Origin of the sequence: Vreelandella lionensis (assembly GCF_002087295.1) — a bacterium.
Classification (GTDB): domain Bacteria; phylum Pseudomonadota; class Gammaproteobacteria; order Pseudomonadales; family Halomonadaceae; genus Vreelandella; species Vreelandella lionensis.
Window position 1 is genome coordinate 112,800 of sequence record NZ_MWVI01000097.1, and the last position, 25,166, is coordinate 137,965.

Below are 25,166 nucleotides of genomic sequence, written 5' to 3' on the forward strand. Positions count from 1 at the left end.
GGCTTACAATGAGCTAATAACCCAGCATTAAAAGCCTAATTCGTCCAATAAGTCGTCTACCTGATCCTGGCCGGTAACGATATCAGGGGCGTTCTCTTTCACCTGCGGCCCATTAAGAAGATCTTCATTGCGGCGAGCTTTCTCATTTTTCCACTGATCTTCGGCCTTGCGCTGCATCGTTTCACGAGCTTCAACACCGGGAACATTGTCGATGAGTACCTGTACCAGCTGATGCTCGATCTCACGGATCACATCCATCATTTTCTTGATGACTTGACCGGTAAGATCCTGGAAATCCTGTGCCATCATAATGTCCATCAGCTCCTTATTGGTCGCTGAGGTAATTTCTGGCACGTCGCTCAGGTAGGTGCGCGTCTCTTTTACCAACACCTTTGCGTCGTCTAGCTCTTTTGGTGCTTCGAACCACTCGGCCCAACGCTTGTCGAGTGCTTCCGCACGCTCAGAGAGCTGATCTTGCAGCGGCTGCGCACGATCAATGGCGTTCAACGCCCTGTCTGCAGCCTGCTCGGTCATCGTCGCCACGTAGTCCAGCCGGTCACGGGCGTCGGGGATCGCTTCAGCGGCCTTTTCAATCTCTTTGTCTAAGCCCAACTCGCGCATATTGTCACGCAGCATGCGGGTAAGCTTACCAATACGAAAGATAAGGTCTTCTGCGGCTTCTTCAGACAGTTGGGCAGAACCACCCTGCTCATTCTGACTCATTGTGTTGTCTCCTCGTTAACCGAGCGCCTTGGCTCAGCCGCGTCATTTACCCATTTTCTCGAAGATTTTATTCAGCTTCTCTTCTAGGGTCGCGGCAGTGAACGGTTTGACGACATAACCATTGGCACCCGCTTGTGCGGCAGCAATAATATTCTCTTTCTTTGCTTCGGCCGTTACCATCAGTACTGGCAAGTCTTTTAGCGCATTGTCCTGGCGAATCTCTTTCAGCATTTCCAGGCCATCTAGGTTGGGCATGTTCCAGTCGGAAACCACAAACTCAAAATTGCCCGCGCGCAATTTATTAAGCGCATCTTGACCATCTTCGGCTTCTTCAACATTAGTGAAGCCCAGCTCTTTCAGCAGGCTACGTACGATCCGGCGCATAGTGGGAAAATCGTCTACTACCAAGAAACTCATGTTCTTATCAGCCATTGGTCATCCTCTCAATAACGACATCTATAGGGTGACTGGGAATTCAGTCAGGGTTAAAATTCTTCCCACTCTTCGTGGTGCTGCTGGGCAGTTGCTCGACGATTCGGCGGTAAAGCCGTTGACTGAGCAGCAGACGCCTTAGGAACCGACGTGTGCGATGCTGATACACGCGTAGGTAACGCATGTGATGCCTGCTGAGCACTTAGCACCTGAAAGACCGCGACCGCCTCTTCTAAGCGATTTGCTTGCTCTTCTAGTGAAGCGGCCGCTGCGGTTGCCTGCTGGACTAACGCGGCATTTTGCTGAGTCACCTGGTCCATTTGCCCCACTGCCTGACTCACCTGCTCAATACCGTCGCTCTGCTCTTGGGACGCCGCTGAAATCTCATCCATGATATCTGTAACCCGGCGCACCGCGGTGACGACTTCCGTCATTGTCTGGCCCGCCTTTTCTACCAGAGATGAACCCTGGTTGATCTGACTAACAGACGCCTCAATCAGCGTTTTAATCTCTTTTGCCGCATCCGCACTGCGGCTAGCGAGGTTACGCACTTCCCCGGCCACCACCGCAAACCCGCGCCCTTGCTCGCCAGCCCGCGCTGCCTCAACCGAAGCATTCAGTGCCAGAATATTGGTCTGAAACGCGATGGAATCGATCACATTAGTGATATCTGCCACTTTTTGAGAGCTGGTGGAGATACCGTGCATGGTTTGCACCACTTGTTCAACGACTTGACCACCCTGCTCTGCTGTGGTGGAAGCATCAGCGGCTAGCGTACTGGCCTGTCGAGCGTTGTCAGCATTCTGTTTCACGGTGGCTGTCATCTGCTCCATACTGGCCGCCGTTTGCTCAATGGACGCTGCCTGCTGCTCAGTACGCGATGAAAGATCAGCATTGCCGCTGGCGATTTCTCGGGTGCCGTGGTGAATCTCTCGACTCCCCTCGCGCACGCGTGCCACCGTTGCGCTAAGGTTTTGCTGCATGGTGGCCATAGCCGAAAATAAACGGCCAATTTCGTTTTTACCGGCCTCTGGCAGCGGCTGCGTTAAGTCTGCCTCGGCAATGCGATCAAGCCGCTGAACGGCATTGTTAAGTGGCGCAATGACTGTGCGGCGTAAACCGATATAAATGGCCAGCGTCACTATCAGCGCAAGGCCTACCGCTAGCGCGTTGATTAAGGTAAACAGCTCTCCCTGAGACTCAGCATCCACACGGATTGTATCAACACGACCAAAACCATATAATCGACGAAGGTATTAACACTTTCGGAGAGTGCGCTTAGTGGCTCGGCCAGTTCGCCTCGTAGCTGGTTAAACGTATTGATATCCATGAACTCAAAGCTAGCGTGTTGCTGCTTTACCAGATCAAGCACAGCGCGGAAGTTTTCATCGACAGCGCTTCCCAAAACTTCACCCTGTGCTGTACGCGGCGCGGCCAGATACTTCTCAAAGCGACGCTCGGCCCGTTCGATACGATTTGCCGCCATCTCTACCTGCTCATTAGATTGGCGAGTCTGCCCCACCATCAGTAAATTAGAGGCAGTCTCCATGGCTAGCATGGCTTGGTTGAGCAGAGAATCGGCGCGGTTCAGCTCGTTAAGCTGTTCATTTCCAATAAGATTCAGCGTCGCTAAGTTACTCTGAGCATTACGGTCAGCCACGACGCCAAGCCCAGCCACAACCAACATCAGCGTGACGAGGCAGGTTAGCGCCGTTACCACGGTCGAATGAATACTTAAATTGCGCAGTAAACGCGTCATTGTTATGGCTTCCCTTATTAATGCATGAACCAAGAAGGGTTTGACACTTCTTGGTACTTAAACGCGCTGCGCGCGCCCTGAGCAGCAACCAGCGCCATAAGACGCGACGGTATATCGTCGAGTGCAACGACCTCGACTGCTCCCCCAACGGCAATCGCCTCTCGCGGCATACCAAAAACCACACAGGTCTCTTCATTTTGTGCGATCGTCGGCGCACCTGCTTGACGCATTTCTAATAGGCCTGCCGCGCCATCTTTTCCCATACCGGTCAGAATGACGCCGATGGCGTTTTTGCCAGCATGCTTAGAAGCGGAGTGAAACAACACATCTACCGAGGGGCGATGGCGGTTAACCGGCGGTCCATCGTTTAGGCGGGCTACGTAGTTGGCGCCACTGCGGGCAAGCTCTAAGTGCTGGTCGCCAGGGGCAATATAGGCATGGCCTGGCAGAACCCGCTCACCGTCCGTGGCTTCCTTGACGGTAATACGACACAGTCGATCCAGGCGTTCTGCAAAAGAGCGCGTGAAGCCACCGGGCATATGCTGGGTAATTAAAATGGCAGGCGCATTGGCAGGTAAAGGTTCTAATACGGCACGGATTGCTTCAGTGCCGCCAGTAGAAGCACCAATAATAATGAGCTTCTCGCTGGATATCATGGGTGCTTTAAGCTGAGTGGGCGGCGGCGTGTTTTTATGGCGTGCCTGACGCGGACGCGAACGAGCTGCAGCACGCAATTTTTCAGCAATTTCGTTGGCGGACTCCATCATACCGCTGCGAATACCCAGGCTTGGCTTCGCTACAAAATCCAGCGCACCGAGCTCCAGGGCGCGCAGGGTAATTTCAGAGCCGCTTTGGGTTAGCGACGACACCATCAGCACCGGCATAGGGCGCAATCGCATCAGCCGCTCAAGAAAATCGAGGCCGTCCATCCTCGGCATCTCGACATCAAGCGTCAGTACATCTGGGTTATGCTGCTTGATCAGATCTCGGGCAGCGATGGGGTCAGGCGCAACGGCGACAACTTCCATGTCTGGCTGTGAGTTAATGATTTCGGTCAGCAAATCACGAATCAGCGCCGAGTCATCGACGCACAACACTTTGATCTTGGCAGCGCTCAAAGCACGCCTCCTCTTACGGTATCCACCGCGGCATCACTCCCTGCTGGCAAACGCCCTCGTCGGAGCTTAGCTCACGTTTATTGTTCACTTATTCGCGAGGGTATAAACCGTTTGCCCGCGCAACTTAAACGCATCGCTGATATACGAGAAGTTTTCGGAGTGTCCCGCAAATAGCAGACCATCCTGTTTCATCAGCGGCGCAAACCGCTTCAAAAGCTTAGCTAGCGTCTCTTTGTCGAAATAAATCATGATATTACGACAAAATATCGCATCAAAAGGGCCTTTGATAGGCCACTGAGGGGCCAGCAAGTTCAGTGGCATAAACTCAACAAGTGCCGAGACTTCTGGGCGCACGCGGGCAAGCCCGATGTGATTGCCGGTACCTTTTTGAAAGAACCGCTTCACTCGAGCTTCGTCCAGTTTGCCGCACTTGTTCCTGGGGGTAAATCCCCTGACGTGCTTTCGCCAGTGCATCGGTATCAATGTCGGTAGCAATCACTTTGGCTTGGGAGGCTTTCGCGCCAAGTGTCTCTAGCAGCGTCATAGCAATCGAGTAGGGCTCTTCCCCTGTCGAAGCGGCTGAACACCAGATCGTTACCGGATCTTGCTTATGCCTAATATGTTCCGACAATAATGGGAAGTGATGCGATTCACGAAAAAAGCAGTTAGATTGGTAGTCAAGGCGTTGGTAAACGCCTCCCACTCTTTCGCGTCGGGTTGACGCTCCAGCCGCGACAGGTAGTCAGTAAAGCGCGTCATGCCATGATGGCGCAGCAGCTTAGCTAAGCGGCTATAAACCATTTCGCGCTTATGCTCAGCTAATACAATACCAGCGCGCTGGTAAATCAGCTCTCGAATGCGCGCAAAATCAGCATCGGTCAGCACCAGATCTCGTTCGATCTGCCCACTAGACGTCCACTGGCCAGCGTCAACTCCCCGTTCGCGTTGGTCTGTCAAAACTCTTCCCACTCCTCTACAGAGGCCATTTGCCGTTTCTTAGTCGGCACAGGCGATGTGGCACTGCTGTTATGTGCAGACCCCGCTGGCAACACATTTGCCTTTGGAGTTGCGGTCGCAGGCGGCTGCAAGCCAGTGGCCGCTAGCGGGCTTTGGTTAAGTCGAAACGCTTCAACGGAAAGCGACAACAGTCCTGCTTGTTGCTCTAGGGCAACAGCTGCCCGTGCAGTTTCTTGAACGCGCAGAGCATTTTGCTGTGTTGCTTGATCCATTTCCGCAACGGCTTGGTTGACTTACGGAATACCGCTGCTTTGTTCCGCAGAAGCCGCCGAGATGTCGTGCATAATATGAGTAACGCTGCGTGCCGGCTTCGGCAACCTCACTAATCGCTGCCTCAGCTTTTTCGACTAAGCCAGCGCCTACGCTCACTTCCTGGCTCGAATCGTCAATAAGTGTGCGAATTTCCTGCGCTGCTCCAGCACTACGCCCAGCAAGCTTACGCACCTCTTCGGCTACCACAGCGAAGCCACGACCATGCTCTCCCGCCCTGGCTGCCTCCACTGAGGCATTCAGAGCCAAGATGTTGGTCTGAAATGCAATCGAATCGATGACATTGATAATGTCAGTCATTTTTTGCGAGCTTTGTGTAATTCGCTGCATATTAGCGACCAGCTGTGTCATCAATTCGCCGGTTTGTGTAACCATGGTTGCATTGTTATCGGCCAGTCGGCGCGCTTCTTGAGCGTTATCGCTATTTTGCTTAACCGTGGTTGTCATCTCTTCCATACTGGAGGCAGTTTGCTGCAGCGAAGCTGCCTGCTGTTCAGTTCGCGTGGAGAGTGCTTCGTTGCCACTGGCAATGTCTTTAGCTGCTGGGGTGACTACGTCAATGCCACTTTTTACATCACTAATGATGTTGCTCAGGCTTTTACGCATGGTGTTGAGAGAGTCCATCAACTGTCCAATTTCATCCCGGCGTTTGGGCGGTACATGTGCCGCTAAATTGCCGCCTGCGATTTGCAACGTAAAACGTGACGCGCGCTTCAGTGGCGTAATAATAGAGCGCAGCGTTAGTACACTAATCAGTACCAGTAACAATAATCCTGCGCCTAATACACCAGCTTGTACGCTAAGCATGGCGGTTTGACCACGCTCGGCCTCTGCTGCCATTGCCTCCGCTGCTTCCTGCTTTTGAGCGATCAGTTGATTGACCATAGCGGTAGCTCCCGACCCTCCTCGTTCATCACACTGATAACAGCATCCAGGCCGGTGAACGCTTGGTAAGTCTCTTCAGCCTGTAGCACGCTAGCCGCTTGGTTCATGCCTTCAGACAAAAAAGCTTGTAGCTGCTCGTTGAACGAAGTGGCCAACGGCGTCGTATTCACATCGCGACTGAAGTACGCCTGCCAGATATCAACGATTTGTGTAGCACTTCCCTCTATCGCTTCCCCCATCTCGAAACGCTGGTTAATCAGCTCCATGCGCTCAGGCTCAATCAGTGCCTGACGTGTTTGCGCAATCGTTTGATCAATTTGCTGAAGGCGAATGACAACCCTTAAGCCATCGTTATTTAGCTCACCCAATCGTTCGCCTGCCACATTAAGGCCATAAAGCCCCACGCCACCGCTCGCTACTAGCAGGGCCCCTGCCACGACCACCATGCCAACTAATTTGGCACGTATTGTGTCGAGCCGAATACGCTTAATGCGCTGTAACAAGCCCTTTTGGCGCACGCGCCCTTTATCCAAGTAGAGGCGCTTATTGCGCCCTTCTCGTATCTCTGCATAACGCTGTTCAGCCTGAGCAATCGCCTTGCGGGTCGCTTGCACCCGCACAGAGGTGTAACCAATTACTTGGTCGTTCTCTACAATCGGTGTGACGCTGGCGTCTACCCAGTAGTGGTCTCCATTCTTACAGCGATTTTTCACCAGCCCTCGGCCGGGCTCCCCCGTCTGAACGGTTTTCCAGAGGTTCTCAAACGCAGGCGACGGCATATCTGGATGACGTATTAGGTTATGAGGCGCTCCTATCAGCTCTTCATGCTGATAGCCGCTAATCTCGATAAATGCTGGATTTGCGTAGGTTATACGCCCTTTTAGATCAGTACGCGAAACGAGAAAATCGTCTTGTTTCAGCTCAACTTCCCGTTGAGTCACTGGCTGGTTATTACGCATCATGCTGCCTTATTGTTTATGTTTTAACGCGGTAATAGTTTGGTTCATTCCATGGCCAGAGCAGAGAGCGCTGAGTTAGAATTCTTCCCACTCTTCGGTCAGCGCTTGTGTTTTCGTGGCCGGTAGTCGCTGCGTTGTCGTTGGCGAGTGCGAAGGGGCGCTGATTACACGTTTTTGTGTGTCGGGCTGCCCACCACCTGCTACACGGAACCGTTCCACGGCTTCACGCAGGCGTGCTGCCTCGCTCTCTAGCTCATTGGCGCTACGCGCGGCTTGCTGCACCAGCTGAGCATTCTGCTGAACGACTTGATCCATTTGCGCAACCGCTTGGTTAACTTGGCCAATACCGTTGCTCTGCTCTTCCGAAGCGGAGGCAATCTCATCCATGATGTCGCTAACGCGCTGTACCGCCGCGACGAGATCCTGCATGGTTTGGCCCGCCTGGTTCACGCGATGTGTACCAGCGTCTACTTTACCGAGCGACGCATCAATCAGCGTACGAATCTCTTTGGCAGCATTGGCACTGCGGCTGGCAAGGCTGCGAACTTCTTGTGCTACCACGGCAAAGCCCTTGCCATGCTCGCCCGCACGCGCCGCCTCTACAGAAGCGTTAAGCGCTAAGATATTGGTTTGGAAAGCGATATTGTCGATCAGGGTGATAATGTCAGCGACTTGATGAGAACTGGCGCTAATCTCCTGCATGATCTCAACAATGTTACTGACTTCTTCCCCACTGCGACGCGCCGTGAGCGTGGCATCACCTGCAAGCTGGCTCGCTTGGAGGGCATTATCGGCATTGTGACTTACAGTAGAAGCTAGCTGCTCCATGCTGGACGCCGTCTCTTCTAGCGATGAAGCCTGCTGTTCTGTGCGAGAGGAGAGGTCGTTGTTGCCGCTGGCAATGTGTTGGGAGCGCTCAAAAATCGTGGTGCCGCTACGCCTGACCACGCCAACAGTTTCCGACAAGGAACCTTGCATATGGGCCATCGCGCTATAGAGCTTGCCGATCTCATTGTTGCCAGGTGACTGGATCTGCTGATTGAGGTCACCCTGCGCCATGCGCTCAAAATAGCCGACCAGCCGATCCAGCGGGCGCAGTACGTCGGCCATGACGCCCCACACCACTACCACTACCGTTAAAACGGTCATGGCCACAACGCCGATCAATACCCAGCGGATGCGGGTGGCAAAGGAAGTAAAGGCCAACTGCTGGGCTTGTGGGTCGCTGGCACTTTGTACAATGGTCGCCCCGTGATGCCGCGCATACAGACCGATACCACAGGCAATGAGCACCAGCAGCGAGAAGGTGGCCCATACTAGCCCCCAACTCAGACGGACGGTCATATTACTCATCAGTTGACGTACTAGCTGTGTCACACGCATTTCTCCAAACACAACCGTACTAGCCAGCGCTATCCATCGCGCCAGAGTGGGTTGTTTTTTGGCTCAAGATGGGCACGCCTCCCTGTGCCCCGTGGCAGGTCGTTAGCGGTTACTGGTGCTATCTACCAGCGCCATCTCTTCGCTCGTCAGCAGCTTATCGATATCGACCAGCACCAGCATTCGGTCAACCAGGCTACCGAGGCCACTTAGGAAATCAGAGGAGAGCGTTACGCCAAACTCTGGCGCAGGCTTGATTTGATCCGGCGTCAAGGTCATTACGTCAGAAACGCCATCTACCACGATACCTCCGATACGATCTGCCACGTTGACGACGATCACCACAGTTTGCCCACCGTACTCAACGTTATCCAGGTGAAACTTAATGCGCAGATCCACAATCGGCACGATCACGCCACGCAGGTTCGTTACTCCCTTAATGAAGTCGGGTGCATTCGCAATACGTGTGACGTTTTCGTAACCACGAATTTCCTGCACCTTTAAGATATCAATGCCGTACTCTTCATCACCTAAAGAGAACACCAGGAACTCGCGATTTTCCGCTTCTGCTGCGGCTAGCACCGCCTCATTAGTTGCTTGACTCATGACGGCTCAGCCTCCTTGTAATAAGAGAGATCTGGTTGGTTAGCGGCTGTTTCCTGCTTCTTTTTTGGCACGGCTTAAGCGATGCAAGCCTGTGATATCCAGAATTAACGCAACACTGCCATCTCCCAAGATGGTAGCGGCCGATACCCCGGGCACTTTGCGGTAATTATCTTCGAGGTTTTTAACCACGACATGTTGCTGGCCAATCAATTCATCGACCAGCATGGCATAGCGACGCCCTTCGCCCTGCACAATTACAGCGATGCGCTTAGTCGGGGTCCGTAATGGCGCTCTCCACATCGAGCACTTCATGAATGGCTATTACGGGCAGGTACTCATCGCGTACTTTTAGTACCACGTCGTCCCCTGCCATGGCATACATATCGCCTTTGGCGGGCTGCAGTGACTCAAGTACGGTAGAGAGCGGCAGAATAAAGGTTTCCTTTCCGACTTTAATCGACATACCGTCGAGAATTGCCAGAGTTAGCGGCAGCACGATACGTGTATTAGTGCCTTCACCTTTTTTCGACTGGATCTCAACCCGGCCGCCCATGCCTTGAATATTCCGTTTGACAACATCCATGCCCACGCCACGTCCAGAGACATCGGTAACCTCTTTGGCAGTCGAGAAACCGGGGGCAAAAATCAGTTGAAAAACATCTTCATCCGACATGGTATCGGAGACGTTAAGACCATTCTCGCGGGCTTTCGCTAGCAGGCGATCACGATCCATTCCGGCGCCGTCATCACGCACTTCAATCAAATATTGCCACCTTGATGCCGGGCAGACAGAACTAACTTACCCGTACGCGGCTTGCCCAGGGCTTCACGCTCGTCGGGCATTTCAACACCGTGGTCCAGACTATTACGCACCAAGTGCGTTAGTGGGTCGTTGATACGCTCGACCAAGCTTTTATCAAGCTCTGTGGATTTACCTTCGGTGATCAGTTCAATCTCTTTGCCTAGTTTGCCAGCGGTATCACGAACTACACGCGGAAAACGGCTAAATACGAACTCCATGGGGATAATGCGAATCGACATGACCGCTTCCTGAAGATCGCGGGCATTACGCTGCAATAGGCTCATGCCATTCTGTAGCGAACTGTTGCCGACCGACTGGTCGCCAAGATCACTCACTGTTTGGTCCAGCATCGACTGAGTGATGATCAGCTCGCCCACCAAGTTAATAATCTGGTCGACCTTATCCACGGACACCCGAATAGAGGAGGACTCTGCTGCTGCCTTTTTCGGAGCCGCCTTCCCTGGTTTACTGCTAGCAGGCGTCTTACTGGCGTGTGCTGTTTTCGGCCACTGGCGCGGCTGGCTTCGCTTCTGCCGCAGAGGGCTCAGCCGGTGCGCTGGGTACAGGTGTTGCGGGCTCTGCTGCCGAAGCAGCCTCCTCCGCCGCTACCGTGGTGATTTCAATTTGTTTTGGCTCAATAATGAAGCACATTACGGCTTCAATATCATCGGCGCTGACGCCCCCTTTTAGGGTGACCTCATAACGCTTTTCATCCCCCGACTGGGATTGAATATCGCCTAGCTGCTCTAACTCTTCTACCAGCAGCCCACGATCTTTATCGCCCACATTGAGAAGCGCCACTTTGAGGGTATGCTCGCTGGAGCTAGCGGCTGCCGATGCTTCTTTGTCGTCCTCTGCAGGCGCTGATTTTTGAGGGGCCGGTGCCGCCGCAGGGGCATCAAGTGTTTTGCCAATCTCTTCTTAGGGCAATTTGCTGCAGCGTTTGGCAGATACGCTCATACGCTTCTTGATTGGGTTCTTCCTCGTTGCGATAGGCATCGAGTTGCTCGTGCATGATGTCTTTGGCCTCTAAAAAGGTATCCACGAGGTCAGCACGCAGGGTGAGTTCCCCTTTGCGCGCGTGATCCAGCAGGTTTTCGAAAATATGCGTGGTTTTTTGTAGCACGCTAAAACCGAAGGTTCCTGCGCCACCTTTGATAGAGTGGGCTGCGCCGGAAGATAGCGTTCAACTGCTCGCTATCCGGATCATCGACATCCAGTTCCAATAAGTGCTGCTCCATATCAGCGAGCAGATCTTCAGCCTCTTCAAAAAAGGTGTCAAAAAAATCCGCTATATCCATGCACCGCTCCACGTGAACGTCATATTTTTTTGTGACAAGCCGCGCTTACTGGTCGTCGTTGGCTTGTGGGGTGTTTTGTGGCACTAGCACTTCCGGTACCTCTTCCTCAGAAAACTGAGCATCAGGCGCTAGAATACCAGGGTTACGAATGGCTTCGGCAATTTCAGGTAAAAACACAACCACCTCAATACGTCGATGAACCGGATCAGTTGGCGCAGTGTCAGCCAACAACACACGATCAGCAAAGCCCGATACGCGCAACAATTGATCTGGATCAAGCCCGCCGGCAACAAGCTCTCGGCGCGAGGCGTTCGCTCGATCATTTGAGAGCTCCCAGTTGCTGTAGCCACGATATCCTCCAGCATACGGCACACTATCAGTATGCCCACTAATACTTAAATCGTTAGGCAACTCATTGAGAAGAGGAGCTATGGTGCGTAGCAAACTACGCATATAGGGAGCGACCTGATCACTACCAAGCTCAAACATGGGTCGCTGCTCGGTATCCAAGAGTTGGATCCGTAACCCTTCACGGGTTAGATCAAAACGCATTTGGTTACGTAGTTCACGCAACTCGGGGTCGCGCTCAATCGCACGTTCAATGCGCTCCTGCAAATCATTAAAGAAGCGCCGTTCTTGAGCACTAGGGCGTGTATGCTGCATTACATCAATACGAGCGCGTTCACCATCACTATGAGTAGGATCAGGGCCACCACCAGGAATCACGCTGGTACTACTTGACATGTCGCCGCCTGTAATTGCAGTAGCCAGGGGCGTACTGAAATCCTCCGCCACACCTCGGCGGGTCCCTTCGCTGGAGACACTCAAAATCCACATCACTAGGAATAGCGCCATCAACGCGGTCATAAAATCCGCTAGGGCAATCTTCCAAGCTCCCCCGTGGTGAGCATGGACGACTTTTTTACGCCGAATAATGATCGGACGCTTATCCCCACCCTTTCTCATGCACTACCGCCTTTTTTGGCGTCACGAACGTACTCTTCAAGCTCAGTGAAACTGGGACGCTCTGCGGTATGCAGTGCCTTGCGACCAAACTCAACAGCTAATTGAGGCGCATAACCGTGCAAGCTTGCTAGTAAGGTGACGCGGATACACTGCAACATTTTTTCTGCTTCTTTTGCTTGTCGCTCGGCGTAGCTGGCCACTGGACTTATAAACCCGTACCCCAACAAAATGCCTAAAAAGGTACCTACTAGCGCTCGCGCAATCATTTCACCCATCTGAGCGGGTGTGGCATCAGCGTAGGTCAAAGCCTTAATTACCCCCATAACAGCAGCAACGATACCGAATGCAGGCATCGCATCCCCCACTTTAGAGATCGCATCAACTGGAATATGAGCTTCCTGTTCGAATGCCTCGATTTCATGCAGCATAAGCTCATCAATTTCCATTGGCTCCATGCCGCCACTGACCATGAGGCGCAAATAGTCAGTTAAGAAATCCATGATGTGTGGGTCCGCCAGCACGGTTGGGTGCTCTTGAAATAAAGGACTCTCTTGAGGGTTATCGATATCGCGCTCAATCCCTAGCATACCCTCACGGCGCACCTTGGAAAGAATCTTGTACTGCAATGCCATTCGCTCCATGTACAGCGCTTTATTATATTTTTTGGTTCGCTTGAGCTTGGGCAGTATCTTAAAAGTAGCTTTAATGGCTTTACCATTATTGGCAGCAATAAAAGCACCGACCCCTGCGCCGCCAATCATGAGCAACTCCGTGGGCTGATACAGCGGCCCCAAGCTACCACCTGCTAACACATACCCGCCAAATACAGATAGCAGTACGACGACATAACCTAAGGGAATCAGCACAAGCAGTGTCCTTGCGATATCAGTTTTTTATCGACGAAGCCACACCCATTTCTTCACCAAGAAGGCATGAGCAGCTCCACCCCAAGTGCAACTTAGCAATATCATACTAAGGCGCATGCAATGTTTAATGAGAAATTACCAGCGTCTTTTACCGCTATCTAAACGTTAAAGAGGTAGTGTATTCGTTCTATACCCTGCTGCTAGTAGCGTGACAATTTTATACGTTCAACGCTGTGCTTTACGGGTTTTCCCTGCACGCGAAGGCGGCTGACAAATACCACACACATAATCATGTGTCGGACTATGAGCATGGGCAACAAAGCGACCTTCACATCTTGTACAAGTCGTTAGCTGCAACAAATCACTTTCAAAAAAGCGCACCAACGTCCAAGCACGAGTAAGCCCCAGCACCGGCTCCACGCCTTCCAGTGAAATCTGCTCCTCGTACAAACGATAAGCTTTAACAAACGCGTCTATACGCTCGCAGTCAGCCCCCTTCAATAAACCTGTATAAATATTGTAAAAAAACGAGGAGTGCACATTGGGCAACCACGTAACAAACCAGTCTGCTGAAAATGGCAACATCCCTTTCGGTGGAGACATGCCACGCACTTCCTTGTAGAGCTTAATCAACCGGGTACGGCTAAGCTCTGTTTCTGTCTCCAGCACCTGTAGCCGTGCACCCAACTCAATCAGCTCAATGGCCAGCTGCACTTGGTGCATTTCATCAACCAAGCTCTTCTGGCTCACTCCGACTCTCCCGACGACAAAGACTCCAAGGGCTCACAAGCCGAAAGCAGTGATGCATGTAACCCAGATAACCCTTGATCTCTGGGGTTTTCTAAAATTTCGCGCAAACGTCGCCCACTCGAATGGCTAAATCGGCAGACTAACTGGTTGCTGCGCGCCAGCTTAGTGAGTTGCCAGGCATTCAGTGATACCAATAAATCGGCAAGTTCACTGTCTATTTTCAGGCGAAACATAGCTGCTTCGCGATCCTCGCTCAGCAAACGCTGCGCAAGAAGCAAGTACGCTAAGTTAATTTCTTGAATTTCATCGAGAAAGCTTGTTTGACTCATAGTGTCCCATCGAACGACACAGGCGCGACATTGTGACCGTTATACTGGCGCCATTGATGACTTTTTTCTTTACCCAGCACCATGGTTGCATACAACGCTTGTATTGGCTACTTGAGCGTTTCACGATGACTTATCCCATTCTCAGATAGCTCAAACACCCAAACAAGCAGCTCAGCGACCACTTGATATAGGCTCGCCGGGATCTCGGCATCCAAATCTAACTGCATGAGCAGCGCCACAAGCTCTGGTGCATCGTGAACATAAATACCCTGGCGCTGGGCTTCGGCCATAATTCGCTCAGCCAGCTCACCATACCCTTTGGCTACTACACGTGGAGCCTGCTCCCCTTCTTGATACGCAAGTGCAACCGCTTGCCGTCGCCGATCACCCGATGTCATCATGATGGCGCTCCAATGTTACATACCTAGCCTTGATCTGAACTTTATGAAAATCAAGGGCGTTTAAACGCTGCCCCAATGAGCTAACCCCCTCCTCAAGACGCTGATGCGTGCCAGCATTATCAGTGGTCAAATCAATACTCAGCGTCTTTTGATGAAGCCATAGTGCAATGCTGAAGCTACCTAAGTTAGGCACATCAAGCTGCATTTCGGAGCGCCAGCTCTCCTCCGCACCCTCCTCTTCCGATGAACCTCCTTGCCCCCCTTCACGCCCAGGCAGGTTGATCACTAACGCCATAAAAATCCCAGCCCACACATCACCTTCCCAGCGGAGCGTGGACATCACCAACATCTCCAACTGCTGACGCACCAACCCCTGTAAGCTCTCATGAACGACCTCTCGTGAGCCACGGCTAAGCGCTTCCGGCTCGCTGGCAGCCGGCAATGTCAACGAGGCTGGATTAATCTCTCGACGCTCCGCAGCAGCTGGCGTCGGCGAAGTCGAGGCTGGGAGCATGACAACAGGGCGCTCTAAGAGCAGTTTATTATCGCCATTCATAGGCACTAGGGACGTATTGGGCAAAATACCGGGGGTGGCGCTTGAGCGTAAAGCGGCTATTGAGGGGGTTGTGGCTAATACCGCAGAAGCAAAATTTGGTAAAAAAGGAGCTGTCGGGCGAGGCCCAGGTTGCATTTGTGGTTCACGCAGTAGTTGCTGGCGTGGAGTTTCACCTTGAAACCAACGCTTCAGGTGGGACTCATAAAATAATCCACTATCGCGGATGCTTGCTTCTAAACGACTTGCCAGCACTTGCGCCGATGGTGCGTCTTGAGCCGACATCAGCGGGGCCTGGGGCTTCATTACCGCTGGAGGTGCCGGGAAACGCAGTAATACATCCGCAATCGTGCGAGCAGCAGGGCTGAAGTGTGTCTGTGTTGAGGTGGGTGCGCCATTACCAGTGGGAGGACTTCCAGGCTGAGACTGACGCGCCCCCTCAGACGCACCTGGCAACCGCTTTAGGTCACCAAGCAGGGGAGCAAGCGGACGGCCATCCAACCCTGCATCGCCTTGCAAGGCACGTGGCCCCTCCCCCGGTAAGACTGGCTGTACTGGCGCATTTAATACACGCTGAGAGGACACCTCTCCCTGGCGCCCAAGCACTTGATGTAAGAGGGTATCAATAAGCGGCGTAATGCCACTCACGATGCCCCCTTATTCTGAGAAGCATCGACATCAAAGGCGCTATAAGCTCCCTGCTGGGGAGCATAAGCTCGGTGCAGGTCCCGCTGGCGCTGGGTGACGCCAATCAGCCTGCCAAGCTCATCGCGTCGTGCCACCAGGCGACGACGAATCTCCACATCATGCTCTAAGATATGTTCTATTAACTCTGTTTTACGCTGCTTACCTGCAGCGTCAAGCGTAACGTGTGCATCCAGCTCACGGAGCTCTTCTACGAGCATCACATAATTACTGCGTTGCTCGATCAACTCGGCCCACTGTTCAGCATCTGCAAGCTCATGCATGTCATTCACACGCACCAACAGCTTTTCGTATGCATCGAGCAGCGTTTGCTGAGAAATATCACGAACTGCTTCGGGAGCTGCCATGCCTGCCTCACGCACTCTGCTGTTGACCGATTTCACGCCATGCTGAGGCGATATCCTCAAGCAACCGCTCAGCTTGGTTGAGGCTCTCTTCGTCGTTTCGCAAGTTAGCTGTTAACAGCAAGCGGGCGATATAATCGTAAAGTGAGGCGAGCCTCTCTGCAATGACACCCCCTTGCTCTTGATCAAGGGCGGCCGCTAAACCGTTATTAACAATATCCAACGCTTTGGAAATTGACTTGCCTTTTTCAGCTCGGTTGCCAGCTTGCATGTGAATTCGCGCTGCGCGGATTGCCGCCTGAGCGCCATCAAATAGCATCACGATCAGCTGGTGAGGATCAGCTGACATGACACCACTTTCAACACCGACACGGGCATAAGCATTAGCGCCTCGTCCGTTAGCGGCGCCACCGCGAGTGTAGGTCATTAGTGGGCACTCCTTTATAGGGTGTAACAACAGCTAGGGCAAAAAGCCAGTCGTGCTGTTCATCATTCAAGGTTGACCATATATGCTCAGCTATTAAATATATCGGCGAGGCCACAGCAGACTTTAATGCCTGATTACTTTTTAATTTAGCTGTTTGCCTGAATTCGGCGTCCTATGTAGAAACCGCCACTTCTCTGACAGGCTTGCCTAGTCGCTCAAAAACATCGCCACGCAACACACTCCCTAAATTATCGCGCATTGGCGGCTCAGCTGCTTGGGCCAGCACCACCTCTGCTGGCGCCCCACTATCATCAAGGCGCAAAATCCAGGCAAGCTGATCACTAGAGAAAAGCGCTAACGACCCCACCGGCAGGACCTTGAAATGTTCGACATAACGCCTCATCCAACGGCGATCAAACTGATGCGGATGAGCCAGCAAGTGGCGGTAAATTTGCTGCGCCGCGCGGGCCGGGCGATCTGGGCGATCTCGCCGCATCGCCTCAACAACGTCAACCACTGCACTGGCTTTCGCCAACTCGTTAATATCATCCCCGGTGATTCCTGCCGGATAGCCACTACCATCAAGCCGCTCGTTGATCCCCCCAATGACCGCTTGCGCCACCGTAGCAGACAGCCATTGGCAGGTATGTAGCCGAGCCATCAAGAGGGAAACATGCTCACTTAATGCCTGCCGATGTGTCGCTTCAAAATTTGGCGCTTTGAACACGACCTGAGGAATAAGCGCCTTACCCAAATCATGCACCAGCCCGCTGGCAACGATCGCCTTGCGCACATCCCGCGGCAGCTTGGCTCCTACTAAATCCAGCAAATGGACTGCAACAGCAATCCCGTGCCTTACCAGCAGCGGCTCTAAAGACAAACAGCGGGAGGCAAACAGCAGTCCCTCTCGATCTTCTTCATGCAGCATCAGTAAGCGGTCCGCATTACGAGAGAGCTGCCTTGAATCAATATCACTGCCTTGCTGAAGCATGAGCAACTGTGCATCAAGATAAGCAGCTACCTTAACCAAACGCCTTGCCATCGGTGTGGCATAGCGGCGTATATCGCGCCGTCCTATGTGCTCAGTATCTGGAGTGCATTTGCCTGGCTGCTCAAACAGAGGCGATGGCTGCCGCTCCTCCTGCGCCTCCTTTTTATAACGCGCAGCTTCACGCTCAATCTCGCAGACAAAGTACCAAATCTGCCGTTCCTGCTCGGAAGTGCACCCTGCAAAGCGAAAGCCAACGCGTAGCATGTGCCGCTCGGGATCAGTTTTCTGATGGCGGGCAACGCCATTCACTTCAAAGTAAGTGCCGTTTGGAAAGGTAAACGCAAGTTTGAGCGAGGATTGCGTTTCAGCCAAAACACCGCTTGCTGTTAATGGCAACTCAAGCTGGCACCCATCCTGGGAGAGGTCACGGAGCTCCCCCTGGGCACTCTCACCACTCTCACCACTCTCACCAACAACCAGTGCAGACACCACCATTCCCATGCGCAATTCAGCACGATATGACTCGCGTCGTTGCAGCACTTCGACCGAACTTGGGTAATTACTACAACAAAGAAAACGACCACCAGAACGACGGGTCTCCGTCAAAGATAACAGCGGTGTCCGCACCACTTTTCCCTGTGACTGACCCCGCAAAAAAAATTGCTCTCCCTGCTGTAAACGACTTAGCAGGTAGTCAACCGATGACAGATCCATTACCAGCGTTTCGCCCGCGTGCTGCTCCATCAAGACCACTGGCTCTGGACGCGCATCAGGAGTGGCCAAGCAGAGAGTCACCCCACCGCTCTCTCTATCATAGTATTCAGAAGAGAGCTGATTACCGATGGGCTAGTGACGCTCTCGTACTCATCTTGTTGGACTGCCATGCGTGCCTCGCTTTCCCCAGACGCGTTATACGTTAACGCTCATCACAAAGCAGCAGAGCATAACAGAAGCCTTTATCGAGCCGCATGTCGCCATAGGACTCATAACACTTTTCTTTTCATCTATAGTAAAAGGATAAAGTTTGTGACAAACGCGCCGATAGATTGAAAAAGAGGCTCATCACCAGACGGTAAACGGCCTCACTGCCTTTACTCGGTTACGTTGCCTAGCCCCCCCCGGCGGGCTTATTTAATAGAGGAACGTTGTACATGAGCCCACTATCCATTGACTCAGCCACACCAGCAATAACGGCCGCTTTATCGCAGGAACGCTCTACGCGCCCCGCTATCGATCCCCTACCTCCAGTCACCCCAAGCGCGATTAAGCAGCAGCAGATGGCAATAAGGCCACAAAAGAAGCGCTTGTTGAACCGATACAGCGCATTAACGATGTCATGCGTCCCCGTGGGTTGGAATTTGATATTAGCGAACAATCGGCTCGCATCATTACAAGGGTCATTGATCGAGAAACGGGTGACGTCATACGTCAAATACCAGCAGAAGAAGTGCTGCTACTGGCCGAGCGGCTAGAAGAACTGCAAGGAAAACTGATCTCTCTTAAAGCATAGAAACCAAGCGAACGCTGCGGGCGCCTTGAAAAGCGATAACGTACCAGCCTAAGCGTTCGCCTTCCCACTACCCACCCAGCTAGCCGCATAACTACTTTACGCCCCCTATACCTGCATATTCATCACATCACGATAGGCAGTTACTAGGCGGTTGCGCACCTGCATGCCCATTTGAAAGGCCACACTGGCTTTTTGCATATCTACCATCACATCGTTTAACTCAATGTTTGGCTCGCCTGCCTGAAACGCCATCGCCTTGGTATTAGCCGCTTGCTGCAACCGATTAATTCGCTGTATAGAGGACTGCAGCTCACTTCCAAAGCCACCTTGACCAACAGCGGTTGCCACATGCTCCCCTTTTAATAGGCTGAGCCGCTTGTGCCGCTAGCCCCTGCATCTGTTGCAGCGCAGACTGTATAGAAGGTGAACTCATACGCAGGCCTCATTTTTGCGGAAAATCAATTAGTACAAAAAGCCTACCATTGGTAGGAGAAGCGTCATACGTACAAATGAGTATAAAAAGCCAAGCTTTTCGTTCATTTATGGTCGACACACCCCCGGATAATGGCGTTCATCACAATTCCGCTTCATCTTTTTAGCGGATAACCGCGATTGACGGATATAGCCTATGCCTTCTTTGGTGATGCGCCTGGGCCGACACCCGTTTTGCCTGCCCTTCTGGAGGGACGCATGAGCGAAACTGGTGCTACGGCAGGCCGTCAAAACAGCACGACACCAAACGCCTCTCGCAGTGGAGCGGCGGAAAACGAATCCAGCAGCCCCTCTGCCTTGGCGCGCACCATGAAACAGCTGCGCAGCAATCCATTAGTGGTTGTATTGATTGCGGCAGCGGCCTCTATCGCCGTTGTGGCTGCTTTATTTATGTGGGCTAGCAGCCCCGAGTACCGTGTGCTTTACAGCAACCTGAGCGAAGCGGATGGTGGACGAATTATTTCGGAGCTTGATAGCCGCGGCGTACCCTATCAGTTTAGCCAGGGGGGCCAGGCACTGCTGGTGCCCGGCGAGCAGGTGCATACCCTCAGGCTCCAGTTAGCTGAGCAAGGCTTGCCCCGCGGCGGCAATCTTGGCCTAGAGCTTATGGAAACCCAAGCTTTTGGGATTAGCCAATTTGCTGAGCAGGTGAACTTTCAGCGTGGCCTGGAAGGCGAGCTTTCACGCTCTATCGAATCACTAGGCCCCGTCGAAAGTGTGCGCGTGCATCTATCGATGGCAAAGCCGTCCGTCTTTATCCGTGACCGCGAACCTGCCAAAGCCTCTGTGGTGTTGAATCTCTTGCCAGGTCGCGTCCTTGGCGAGGGGCAAGTTAGCGCCATTGTGCACATGGTATCCAGCAGTGTGCCTGAGCTTGCTACTGAAGATGTGACGGTGGCCGATCAGAACGGCCGCCTACTCACTGCCAATAGCGCCCAGGGTAACGACCTGGATGGTACGCAGTTAGCGTACATCAGCGAAGTGGAGCGCTCCTATCAGCAGCGTATTGAGAACATTCTTTCGCCCATTGTTGGCAGCAACAATGTTCGCGCCCAGGTAGCGGCACAGATCGATTTTTCACGCCGAGAGCAAACCTCCGAGCGTTACAGCCCAAACCAAGCGCCTAACGAATCAGCAGTCCGCAGCCGTCAGCTTAGCCTCTCTTACGATGGCGAAGATCCATTGGCCACCGGCATTCCTGGGGCGTTAAGCAATACTCCTCCTGGGGTAGCCCCCTCCCCCATTAACCAGCCAGACCCCGAAGAGGGTGATGTTGCGGACGATGCAGGTACCGAACCAGGCGCTTTGCGCAACTTGCGCCAAGAAGATGTCGTTAATTACGAAGTAGATCGTAGTATTGAGCATATTCAGCACCGCCTTGGCCAGATACAACGCCTCTCAGCGGCTGTTGTTGTTAACTTTCGCGACGTCACTAATGAAGAAGGTGAGGTTGAACAAGTCGCGCTCAGCGATGAAGAGATCGCCCAAATTGAGCGTTTGGTACAACAAGCAATGGGGTTTTCGGATCTGCGCGGCGATCAAGTGGAAGTGGTTAACACACCCTTCGCTGGCGATGATGATACCCGCGTCGAACCGGTCTGGTGGCAACATCCGGACAACCTAGCGATAGCTGCCAATTTAGGGCGCTACTTACTAGTTGCGCTAGCCGCATTGCTACTCTACCTGCTGATTTTGCGCCCATTAATCAAGCGCTACACCCAGCCGCCCGTGAATGGCCGCTGCAGCGCCTGGAAGCACGTTGAGCACCAGTGTTGGTAGCGACGAAGATGACCAGGAAAGCGAGGGCGAAGGCGCGTCCGATGATGAGGACACCTATAGCAACAAGCCCAAGCGCCGTCGCAAAACGTCGCTTTACGAACACAATCTTAACGACCTGCGAGAAATGGCCCAAGAAGACCCCCGTATGGTCGCGATGATTATTCGCAGCTGGATGAACGCTAATGACTAGCATTGCTGAAATGGGCGGCGCACGTAAAAGCGCCATTCTTCTGCTGGCCCTGGACGAAGACAGCGCCGCTGAGATTTTTAAGTTCCTTAGCGCCAGCGAAGTGCAAGAGATCAGTATGGAAATGGCACGGCTTCATCAAGTTTCCCATGATGATATGAAAGCCGTGCTAGAAGCCTTCCATCAAGAAACTGAAGAGTTCGTGGCGCTTAACCTCAACTCTAGCGAGCATATTCGTTCGGTACTGACTAAGGCACTGGGCAGTGAACGAGCTACTAGCCTAATTGAGGATATTCTCGAAACCACGGGCGAGAATTCAGGTATTGATGCACTCAACCTGATGGAAGCCTCCATGGTGTCGGAGCTGATTCGCGACGAGCATCCGCAGATCATCGCCACCATCCTGGTTCACCTGGATCGCCATCAGGCCGCTGATATTCTCGAGCTCTTCGAAGAGAAACTGCGTAACGACGTGGTACTTCGGATCGCCACCTTTAGCGGCGTGCAACCAGCCGCGCTTCAGGAGCTTACCGAAGTGCTTACCAGCATGTTGGATGGCCAAAACCTCAAGCGCAGCAAAATGGGTGGCGTAAGAACTGCGGCAGAGATCCTCAACCTGATGAACTCTTCTCAAGAAGAGGTGGCCATCGAAACCGTCCGCTCGCACAGCGAAGACCTTGCCCAGAAGATCATCGACGAGATGTTCCTATTCGAGAACCTACTCGACCTGGACAACCGCGCGATTCAGATGGTACTTCAGGAAGTGGAGACCAACTCGCTGGTGGTGGCGCTCAAAGGCGCTCAAGATGCCCTAGTGGACAAATTCCTACGCAACATGTCGCAGCGCGCCGCCGACTTGGTTCGCGAAGACATGGAGGCTCGCGGCCCTATCCGCGTCTCGCAAGTGGAAACCGAGCAGAAAGCGATTCTACAAATTGTGCGCCGCTTAGCGGATTCCGGAGAGATCGTCCTGGCGGGCGGAGACGACGAGTATGTCTAATACTCATTCGCCTGAATTTGATCGCCACGGCGAGTGGCGACGCTGGCAAATGGATGAGCTGGTAACGCCTGCAGTGACAAATCTCAACAAAATGCCTCAGGCCCCACGGCTCACCAGCGCAAAGTGGAAGCTGCCCAACGCGCCGCCGCAGAAGCAAGGGCACGTGAGGAAAAGCAGCGGCAAGAGGTTTATGAGCAACTTCGCCAGGCAGCCGAAGAAGAAGGCTATCAGGCGGGCCTGAAACGCGGGCACGAAGAGGGACTTACTAAAGGCCTGAGCGAGGGACGCGACCAAGCAGCCGAAGAGCTTAAAGAGCAAATTCGTCAAACGGTCGCACCGCTAGGATCATTGGCAAAGCAGTTTTCAGATGCCCTTGAGCGTATTGATGACACAAGCGCCCATGATCTTGCTGAACTTGCCCTGGCAACAGGCAAACAGCTAGCAGGAGACGCGCTAACTGAGCAACCTGAGCATATTTTGTCCATCGTTCGCGAGCTGCTGCATACCGAGCCACCGTTAGTCGGTAAACAGCGTTTATGGCTTAACCCAAACGACCACACCTTGGTTGAAGAGCATCTTGGTGGCGAGCTAGAGGCTGCTGGCTGGGTACTGCAACCCGACGATCAGTTGGCCCGTGGCGGCTGCCGCGTTACCAGTGCCCAAGGCGAACTGGACGCGACGTTTGAGAGCCGCTGGCAAAATATTAATGCACAGCTGCGCAAACGACATTACCGCAAAGCGACACCGTCCGAGTAACGCGATGAATCACTTCAATTGCCCTCACCAACACCGCTGGCGTAAAGCACTGCAGCGCACCAGCCAGCGTGTGAGCCGACTCCCCCACTACCGAACCAGTGGGCGGGTTGTGCGCGCGACTGGCATGGTGATTGAGGTGGTTGGCTTACGAGTGGCGGTAGGTAGCGCTTGCCACATTGAACTGCCAGGAGCAGATGGCCGGCTTAACGATAGCCACAAGCCTGCAGAAGCTGAAGTCGTCGGTTTCTCCGGTGAAAAGCTGTTTTTAATGCCGCTAGAAGAAATCTCTTGCCTGATGCCGGGTGCACGGGTTACCCCTCTTGTTGATGGCAATGGCCACAGTGCCCGGCGCTTCCCAGTAGGCGACGAGCTTTTAGGCCGCGTACTGGATGGTAATGGTAACCCGCTTGATGATCGTGAAGGTGTTGAGGATGCCCAGCGCACCACCTTGCAATCCAGGCCACTGAATCCGCTGTCCCGGGCGCCTATTGATGCTCAAATCGATGTCGGCATTCGTGCCATTAATGCCCTACTCAGCGTTGGCCGCGGCCAGCGCATGGGCCTATTTGCCGGCTCAGGCGTCGGTAAGTCAGTACTGTTAGGCATGATGGCACGCTATACCCAGGCCGATGTGATCGTCGTTGGCTTGATTGGTGAGCGTGGCCGTGAAGTACAGTACTTTATTGACAATATCTTGGGGCCAGAAGGGCGCCGACGCGCTGTTGTTGTCGCCGCGCCTGCGGATACCTCGCCGCTGCAACGCTTGCAAGGGGCCGCTTACGCCACACGTATCGCGGAAGGATTTAGGGACTCTGGCCGCAACCTGCTGCTAATAATGGACTCCCTTACACGCTATGCCATGGCACAGCGGGAGATCGCATTAGCCATTGGCGAACCCCCTGCCACTAAAGGGTATCCACCCTCCGTCTTTGCCAAGCTACCCGGCTTGGTAGAGCGGGCGGGCAATGCTGAGCGGAGCGGCGGCGCCATTACCGCGTTCTACACCGTGTTCACAGAAGGCGATGACCAGCAGGACCCGATCGCTGACTCCGCCAGGGCCATTTTGGATGGTCATATCGTCCTGTCGCGGACGCTGGCAGAAGCCGGGCACTATCCTGCTATCGATATAGAAGCCTCTATCAGCCGTGCAATGACCGCCATCGTGACGCAGGAGCAGCAGCAAAAAGCGCGTACCTTTAAACAGATTTTTTCACGCTATCAGCGTAACCGCGACCTGATCAGCGTAGGGGCCTACAGCCCAGGCCATGATCCGCGGCTGGATGAAGCGGTGGATCGCTTTCCAGCCTTAGAGCGGTTTCTTCAACAGAACATTGACGAGTGTGCAACGCTTGAGGAGTCCTACCAGGCCCTGCACACGGTAGTGGGAGGCTAAATGAGTCATAACCAGCTTGATATGCTGACGGACCTGGCCCGTGATGCTCGTGACCAAGCAGGAAAACTGCTGGCCCAAGAGCGTCAAACCCAACAGCAAACGGAAGCCCAGCTGCAGTCACTCAACCGCTACCGAGTAGAGTATGCAGAGCGTTTGCAGCACGCCATGCGTGACTGCATTGACCCCGCTACCATGTATAATTATCAGCAGTTCTTAGCCTCGTTGGATGCCGCCCTTGTGCGTGCTAGACAGGCGCTGACTGCACAGCAAAAACGCGTACAACAGAGCCAGCAGCATTGGCAACAAGAGCAGCGCAAGCTCTCTTCTTACGATACACTGGCCTCACGTAGGCTATTAGAAGAGCATCGCCGCCAAGCGCGTTACGAGCAAAAAGCAACCGATGACTTTGTCACTAGTCGTGTAGCTCGCCAACAGTCTGATAAACCACTTTAGCTCCGGGTCAGG

17 protein-coding genes and 8 pseudogenes are annotated in these 25,166 nt (G+C 53.3%); 6 read left to right on the top strand and 19 right to left on the bottom strand.

Annotated features, from left to right (window positions below; all coding sequences use genetic code 11):
- Positions 1-27: 27 nt before the first annotated feature.
- The 18 genes and pseudogenes from cheZ to B4967_RS15870 form a co-directional block, all read right to left on the bottom strand.
- Positions 28-723, bottom strand: coding sequence for a protein phosphatase CheZ (gene cheZ / locus B4967_RS15785; RefSeq protein ID WP_083026255.1), 696 nt, complete (start codon positions 721-723; stop codon positions 28-30).
- A 42-nt stretch (positions 724-765) separates the two neighbouring features.
- The gene (cheY, locus tag B4967_RS15790; protein WP_044629557.1) at positions 766-1,155 is read right to left on the bottom strand and encodes a chemotaxis response regulator CheY; all 390 of its coding nucleotides are present in this window, start codon (positions 1,153-1,155) and stop codon (positions 766-768) included.
- A gap of 53 nt (positions 1,156-1,208) precedes the next feature.
- Positions 1,209-2,914: pseudogene (locus B4967_RS20545) on the bottom strand (methyl-accepting chemotaxis protein).
- A 57-nt stretch (positions 2,915-2,971) separates the two neighbouring features.
- Positions 2,972-4,032: pseudogene (locus B4967_RS15800) on the bottom strand (protein-glutamate methylesterase/protein-glutamine glutaminase).
- A gap of 84 nt (positions 4,033-4,116) precedes the next feature.
- A pseudogene (locus tag B4967_RS21445) lies at positions 4,117-4,989 on the bottom strand (CheR family methyltransferase).
- Positions 4,986-7,163, bottom strand: a pseudogene (locus B4967_RS21450) (methyl-accepting chemotaxis protein). The pseudogenes B4967_RS21445 and B4967_RS21450 overlap by 4 nt, the downstream one beginning before the upstream one ends.
- Positions 7,164-7,238: 75 nt before the next feature.
- On the bottom strand, positions 7,239-8,546 hold the full coding sequence (locus tag B4967_RS15815; RefSeq protein WP_083026259.1) for a methyl-accepting chemotaxis protein: 1,308 nt from the start codon (positions 8,544-8,546) through the stop codon (positions 7,239-7,241).
- Positions 8,547-8,648: 102 nt separating this feature from the next.
- Positions 8,649-9,149: a chemotaxis protein CheW gene (gene cheW, locus B4967_RS15820; RefSeq protein WP_083026260.1), complete on the bottom strand. Its 501-nt coding sequence runs from the start codon at positions 9,147-9,149 to the stop codon at positions 8,649-8,651.
- A pseudogene (cheA, locus tag B4967_RS15825) lies at positions 9,146-11,252 on the bottom strand (chemotaxis protein CheA). Before cheA ends, cheW begins: the two are co-directional and overlap by 4 nt.
- Positions 11,253-11,297: 45 nt before the next feature.
- Positions 11,298-12,218, bottom strand: coding sequence for a flagellar motor protein MotB (motB, locus tag B4967_RS15830; protein ID WP_083026262.1), 921 nt, complete (start codon positions 12,216-12,218; stop codon positions 11,298-11,300).
- Entirely contained in the window at positions 12,215-13,084 is an 870-nt protein-coding gene (motA, locus tag B4967_RS15835; protein WP_083026264.1) for a flagellar motor stator protein MotA, read from the bottom strand. The genes motB and motA overlap by 4 nt, the downstream gene beginning before the upstream one ends.
- A gap of 225 nt (positions 13,085-13,309) precedes the next feature.
- Entirely contained in the window at positions 13,310-13,834 is a 525-nt protein-coding gene (gene flhC, locus B4967_RS15840; RefSeq protein ID WP_083026267.1) for a flagellar transcriptional regulator FlhC, read from the bottom strand.
- Positions 13,831-14,163, bottom strand: a complete 333-nt coding sequence (gene flhD, locus B4967_RS15845; protein WP_044629566.1) for a flagellar transcriptional regulator FlhD — start codon at positions 14,161-14,163, stop codon at positions 13,831-13,833. Before flhD ends, flhC begins: the two co-directional genes overlap by 4 nt.
- 107 nt (positions 14,164-14,270) lie before the next feature.
- Positions 14,271-14,564: an EscU/YscU/HrcU family type III secretion system export apparatus switch protein gene (locus tag B4967_RS15850; protein WP_044629567.1), complete on the bottom strand. Its 294-nt coding sequence runs from the start codon at positions 14,562-14,564 to the stop codon at positions 14,271-14,273.
- Complete coding sequence (gene fliK, locus B4967_RS15855) at positions 14,548-15,765, bottom strand: flagellar hook-length control protein FliK (RefSeq protein WP_083026268.1); 1,218 nt, start codon at positions 15,763-15,765, stop codon at positions 14,548-14,550. The genes B4967_RS15850 and fliK overlap by 17 nt, the downstream gene beginning before the upstream one ends.
- Positions 15,762-16,169 carry a flagellar protein FliT gene (gene fliT / locus B4967_RS15860; protein ID WP_083026298.1) on the bottom strand — a complete coding sequence of 136 codons (408 nt, stop codon included), beginning with the start codon at positions 16,167-16,169 and terminating at the stop codon, positions 15,762-15,764. The genes fliK and fliT overlap by 4 nt, the downstream gene beginning before the upstream one ends.
- A gap of 7 nt (positions 16,170-16,176) precedes the next feature.
- The gene (gene fliS / locus B4967_RS15865; RefSeq protein ID WP_058577008.1) at positions 16,177-16,593 is read right to left on the bottom strand and encodes a flagellar export chaperone FliS; all 417 of its coding nucleotides are present in this window, start codon (positions 16,591-16,593) and stop codon (positions 16,177-16,179) included.
- Positions 16,594-16,765: 172 nt separating this feature from the next.
- Positions 16,766-18,367, bottom strand: a complete 1,602-nt coding sequence (locus B4967_RS15870) for an HD domain-containing phosphohydrolase (RefSeq protein ID WP_243470645.1) — start codon at positions 18,365-18,367, stop codon at positions 16,766-16,768.
- Positions 18,368-18,878: 511 nt separating this feature from the next.
- On the opposite strand from B4967_RS15870, the pseudogene B4967_RS15875 reads away from it, so the two are divergent.
- Positions 18,879-19,094 (top strand): annotated as a pseudogene (locus B4967_RS15875) (flagellar protein FlaG); the annotation flags it as partial.
- Positions 19,095-19,199: 105 nt separating this feature from the next.
- On the opposite strand, the pseudogene fliE reads toward B4967_RS15875, so the two are convergent.
- A pseudogene (gene fliE, locus B4967_RS15880) lies at positions 19,200-19,527 on the bottom strand (flagellar hook-basal body complex protein FliE).
- Between the two features lie 257 nt (positions 19,528-19,784).
- On the opposite strand from fliE, the pseudogene fliF reads away from it, so the two are divergent.
- The 5 genes and pseudogenes from fliF to fliJ all read left to right on the top strand — a co-directional run bounded on the left by fliF (position 19,785) and on the right by fliJ (position 25,154).
- Positions 19,785-21,555, top strand: a pseudogene (gene fliF / locus B4967_RS15885) (flagellar basal-body MS-ring/collar protein FliF).
- Positions 21,548-22,552 carry a flagellar motor switch protein FliG gene (gene fliG / locus B4967_RS15890; protein WP_083026272.1) on the top strand — a complete coding sequence of 335 codons (1,005 nt, stop codon included), beginning with the start codon at positions 21,548-21,550 and terminating at the stop codon, positions 22,550-22,552. The pseudogene fliF and the gene fliG overlap by 8 nt, the downstream one beginning before the upstream one ends.
- Before the next feature lie 123 nt (positions 22,553-22,675).
- A complete protein-coding gene (locus B4967_RS15895) occupies positions 22,676-23,308 on the top strand; it encodes a flagellar assembly protein FliH (RefSeq protein ID WP_243470647.1) in 633 nt (210 codons plus the stop codon).
- Between the two features lie 4 nt (positions 23,309-23,312).
- Positions 23,313-24,701 carry a flagellar protein export ATPase FliI gene (gene fliI, locus B4967_RS15900; protein WP_083026274.1) on the top strand — a complete coding sequence of 463 codons (1,389 nt, stop codon included), beginning with the start codon at positions 23,313-23,315 and terminating at the stop codon, positions 24,699-24,701.
- A complete protein-coding gene (gene fliJ, locus B4967_RS15905) occupies positions 24,702-25,154 on the top strand; it encodes a flagellar export protein FliJ (RefSeq protein ID WP_083026276.1) in 453 nt (150 codons plus the stop codon). It begins immediately after the preceding gene.
- Positions 25,155-25,166 lie beyond the last annotated feature (12 nt).

Coding starts and splice junctions, on each gene's coding strand:
- cheZ (WP_083026255.1), bottom strand. CDS start 723: ATGAGTCAGAATGAGCAGGGTGGTTCTGCCCAACTGTCTGAAGAAGCC.
- cheY (WP_044629557.1), bottom strand. CDS start 1,155: ATGGCTGATAAGAACATGAGTTTCTTGGTAGTAGACGATTTTCCCACT.
- B4967_RS15815 (WP_083026259.1), bottom strand. CDS start 8,546: ATGCGTGTGACACAGCTAGTACGTCAACTGATGAGTAATATGACCGTC.
- cheW (WP_083026260.1), bottom strand. CDS start 9,149: ATGAGTCAAGCAACTAATGAGGCGGTGCTAGCCGCAGCAGAAGCGGAA.
- motB (WP_083026262.1), bottom strand. CDS start 12,218: ATGAGAAAGGGTGGGGATAAGCGTCCGATCATTATTCGGCGTAAAAAA.
- flhD (WP_044629566.1), bottom strand. CDS start 14,163: ATGAGTCAAACAAGCTTTCTCGATGAAATTCAAGAAATTAACTTAGCG.
- B4967_RS15850 (WP_044629567.1), bottom strand. CDS start 14,564: ATGATGACATCGGGTGATCGGCGACGGCAAGCGGTTGCACTTGCGTAT.
- fliT (WP_083026298.1), bottom strand. CDS start 16,169: ATGGCAGCTCCCGAAGCAGTTCGTGATATTTCTCAGCAAACGCTGCTC.
- fliS (WP_058577008.1), bottom strand. CDS start 16,593: ATGACCTACACTCGCGGTGGCGCCGCTAACGGACGAGGCGCTAATGCT.
- fliG (WP_083026272.1), top strand. CDS start 21,548: ATGACTAGCATTGCTGAAATGGGCGGCGCACGTAAAAGCGCCATTCTT.
- fliI (WP_083026274.1), top strand. CDS start 23,313: ATGAATCACTTCAATTGCCCTCACCAACACCGCTGGCGTAAAGCACTG.
- fliJ (WP_083026276.1), top strand. CDS start 24,702: ATGAGTCATAACCAGCTTGATATGCTGACGGACCTGGCCCGTGATGCT.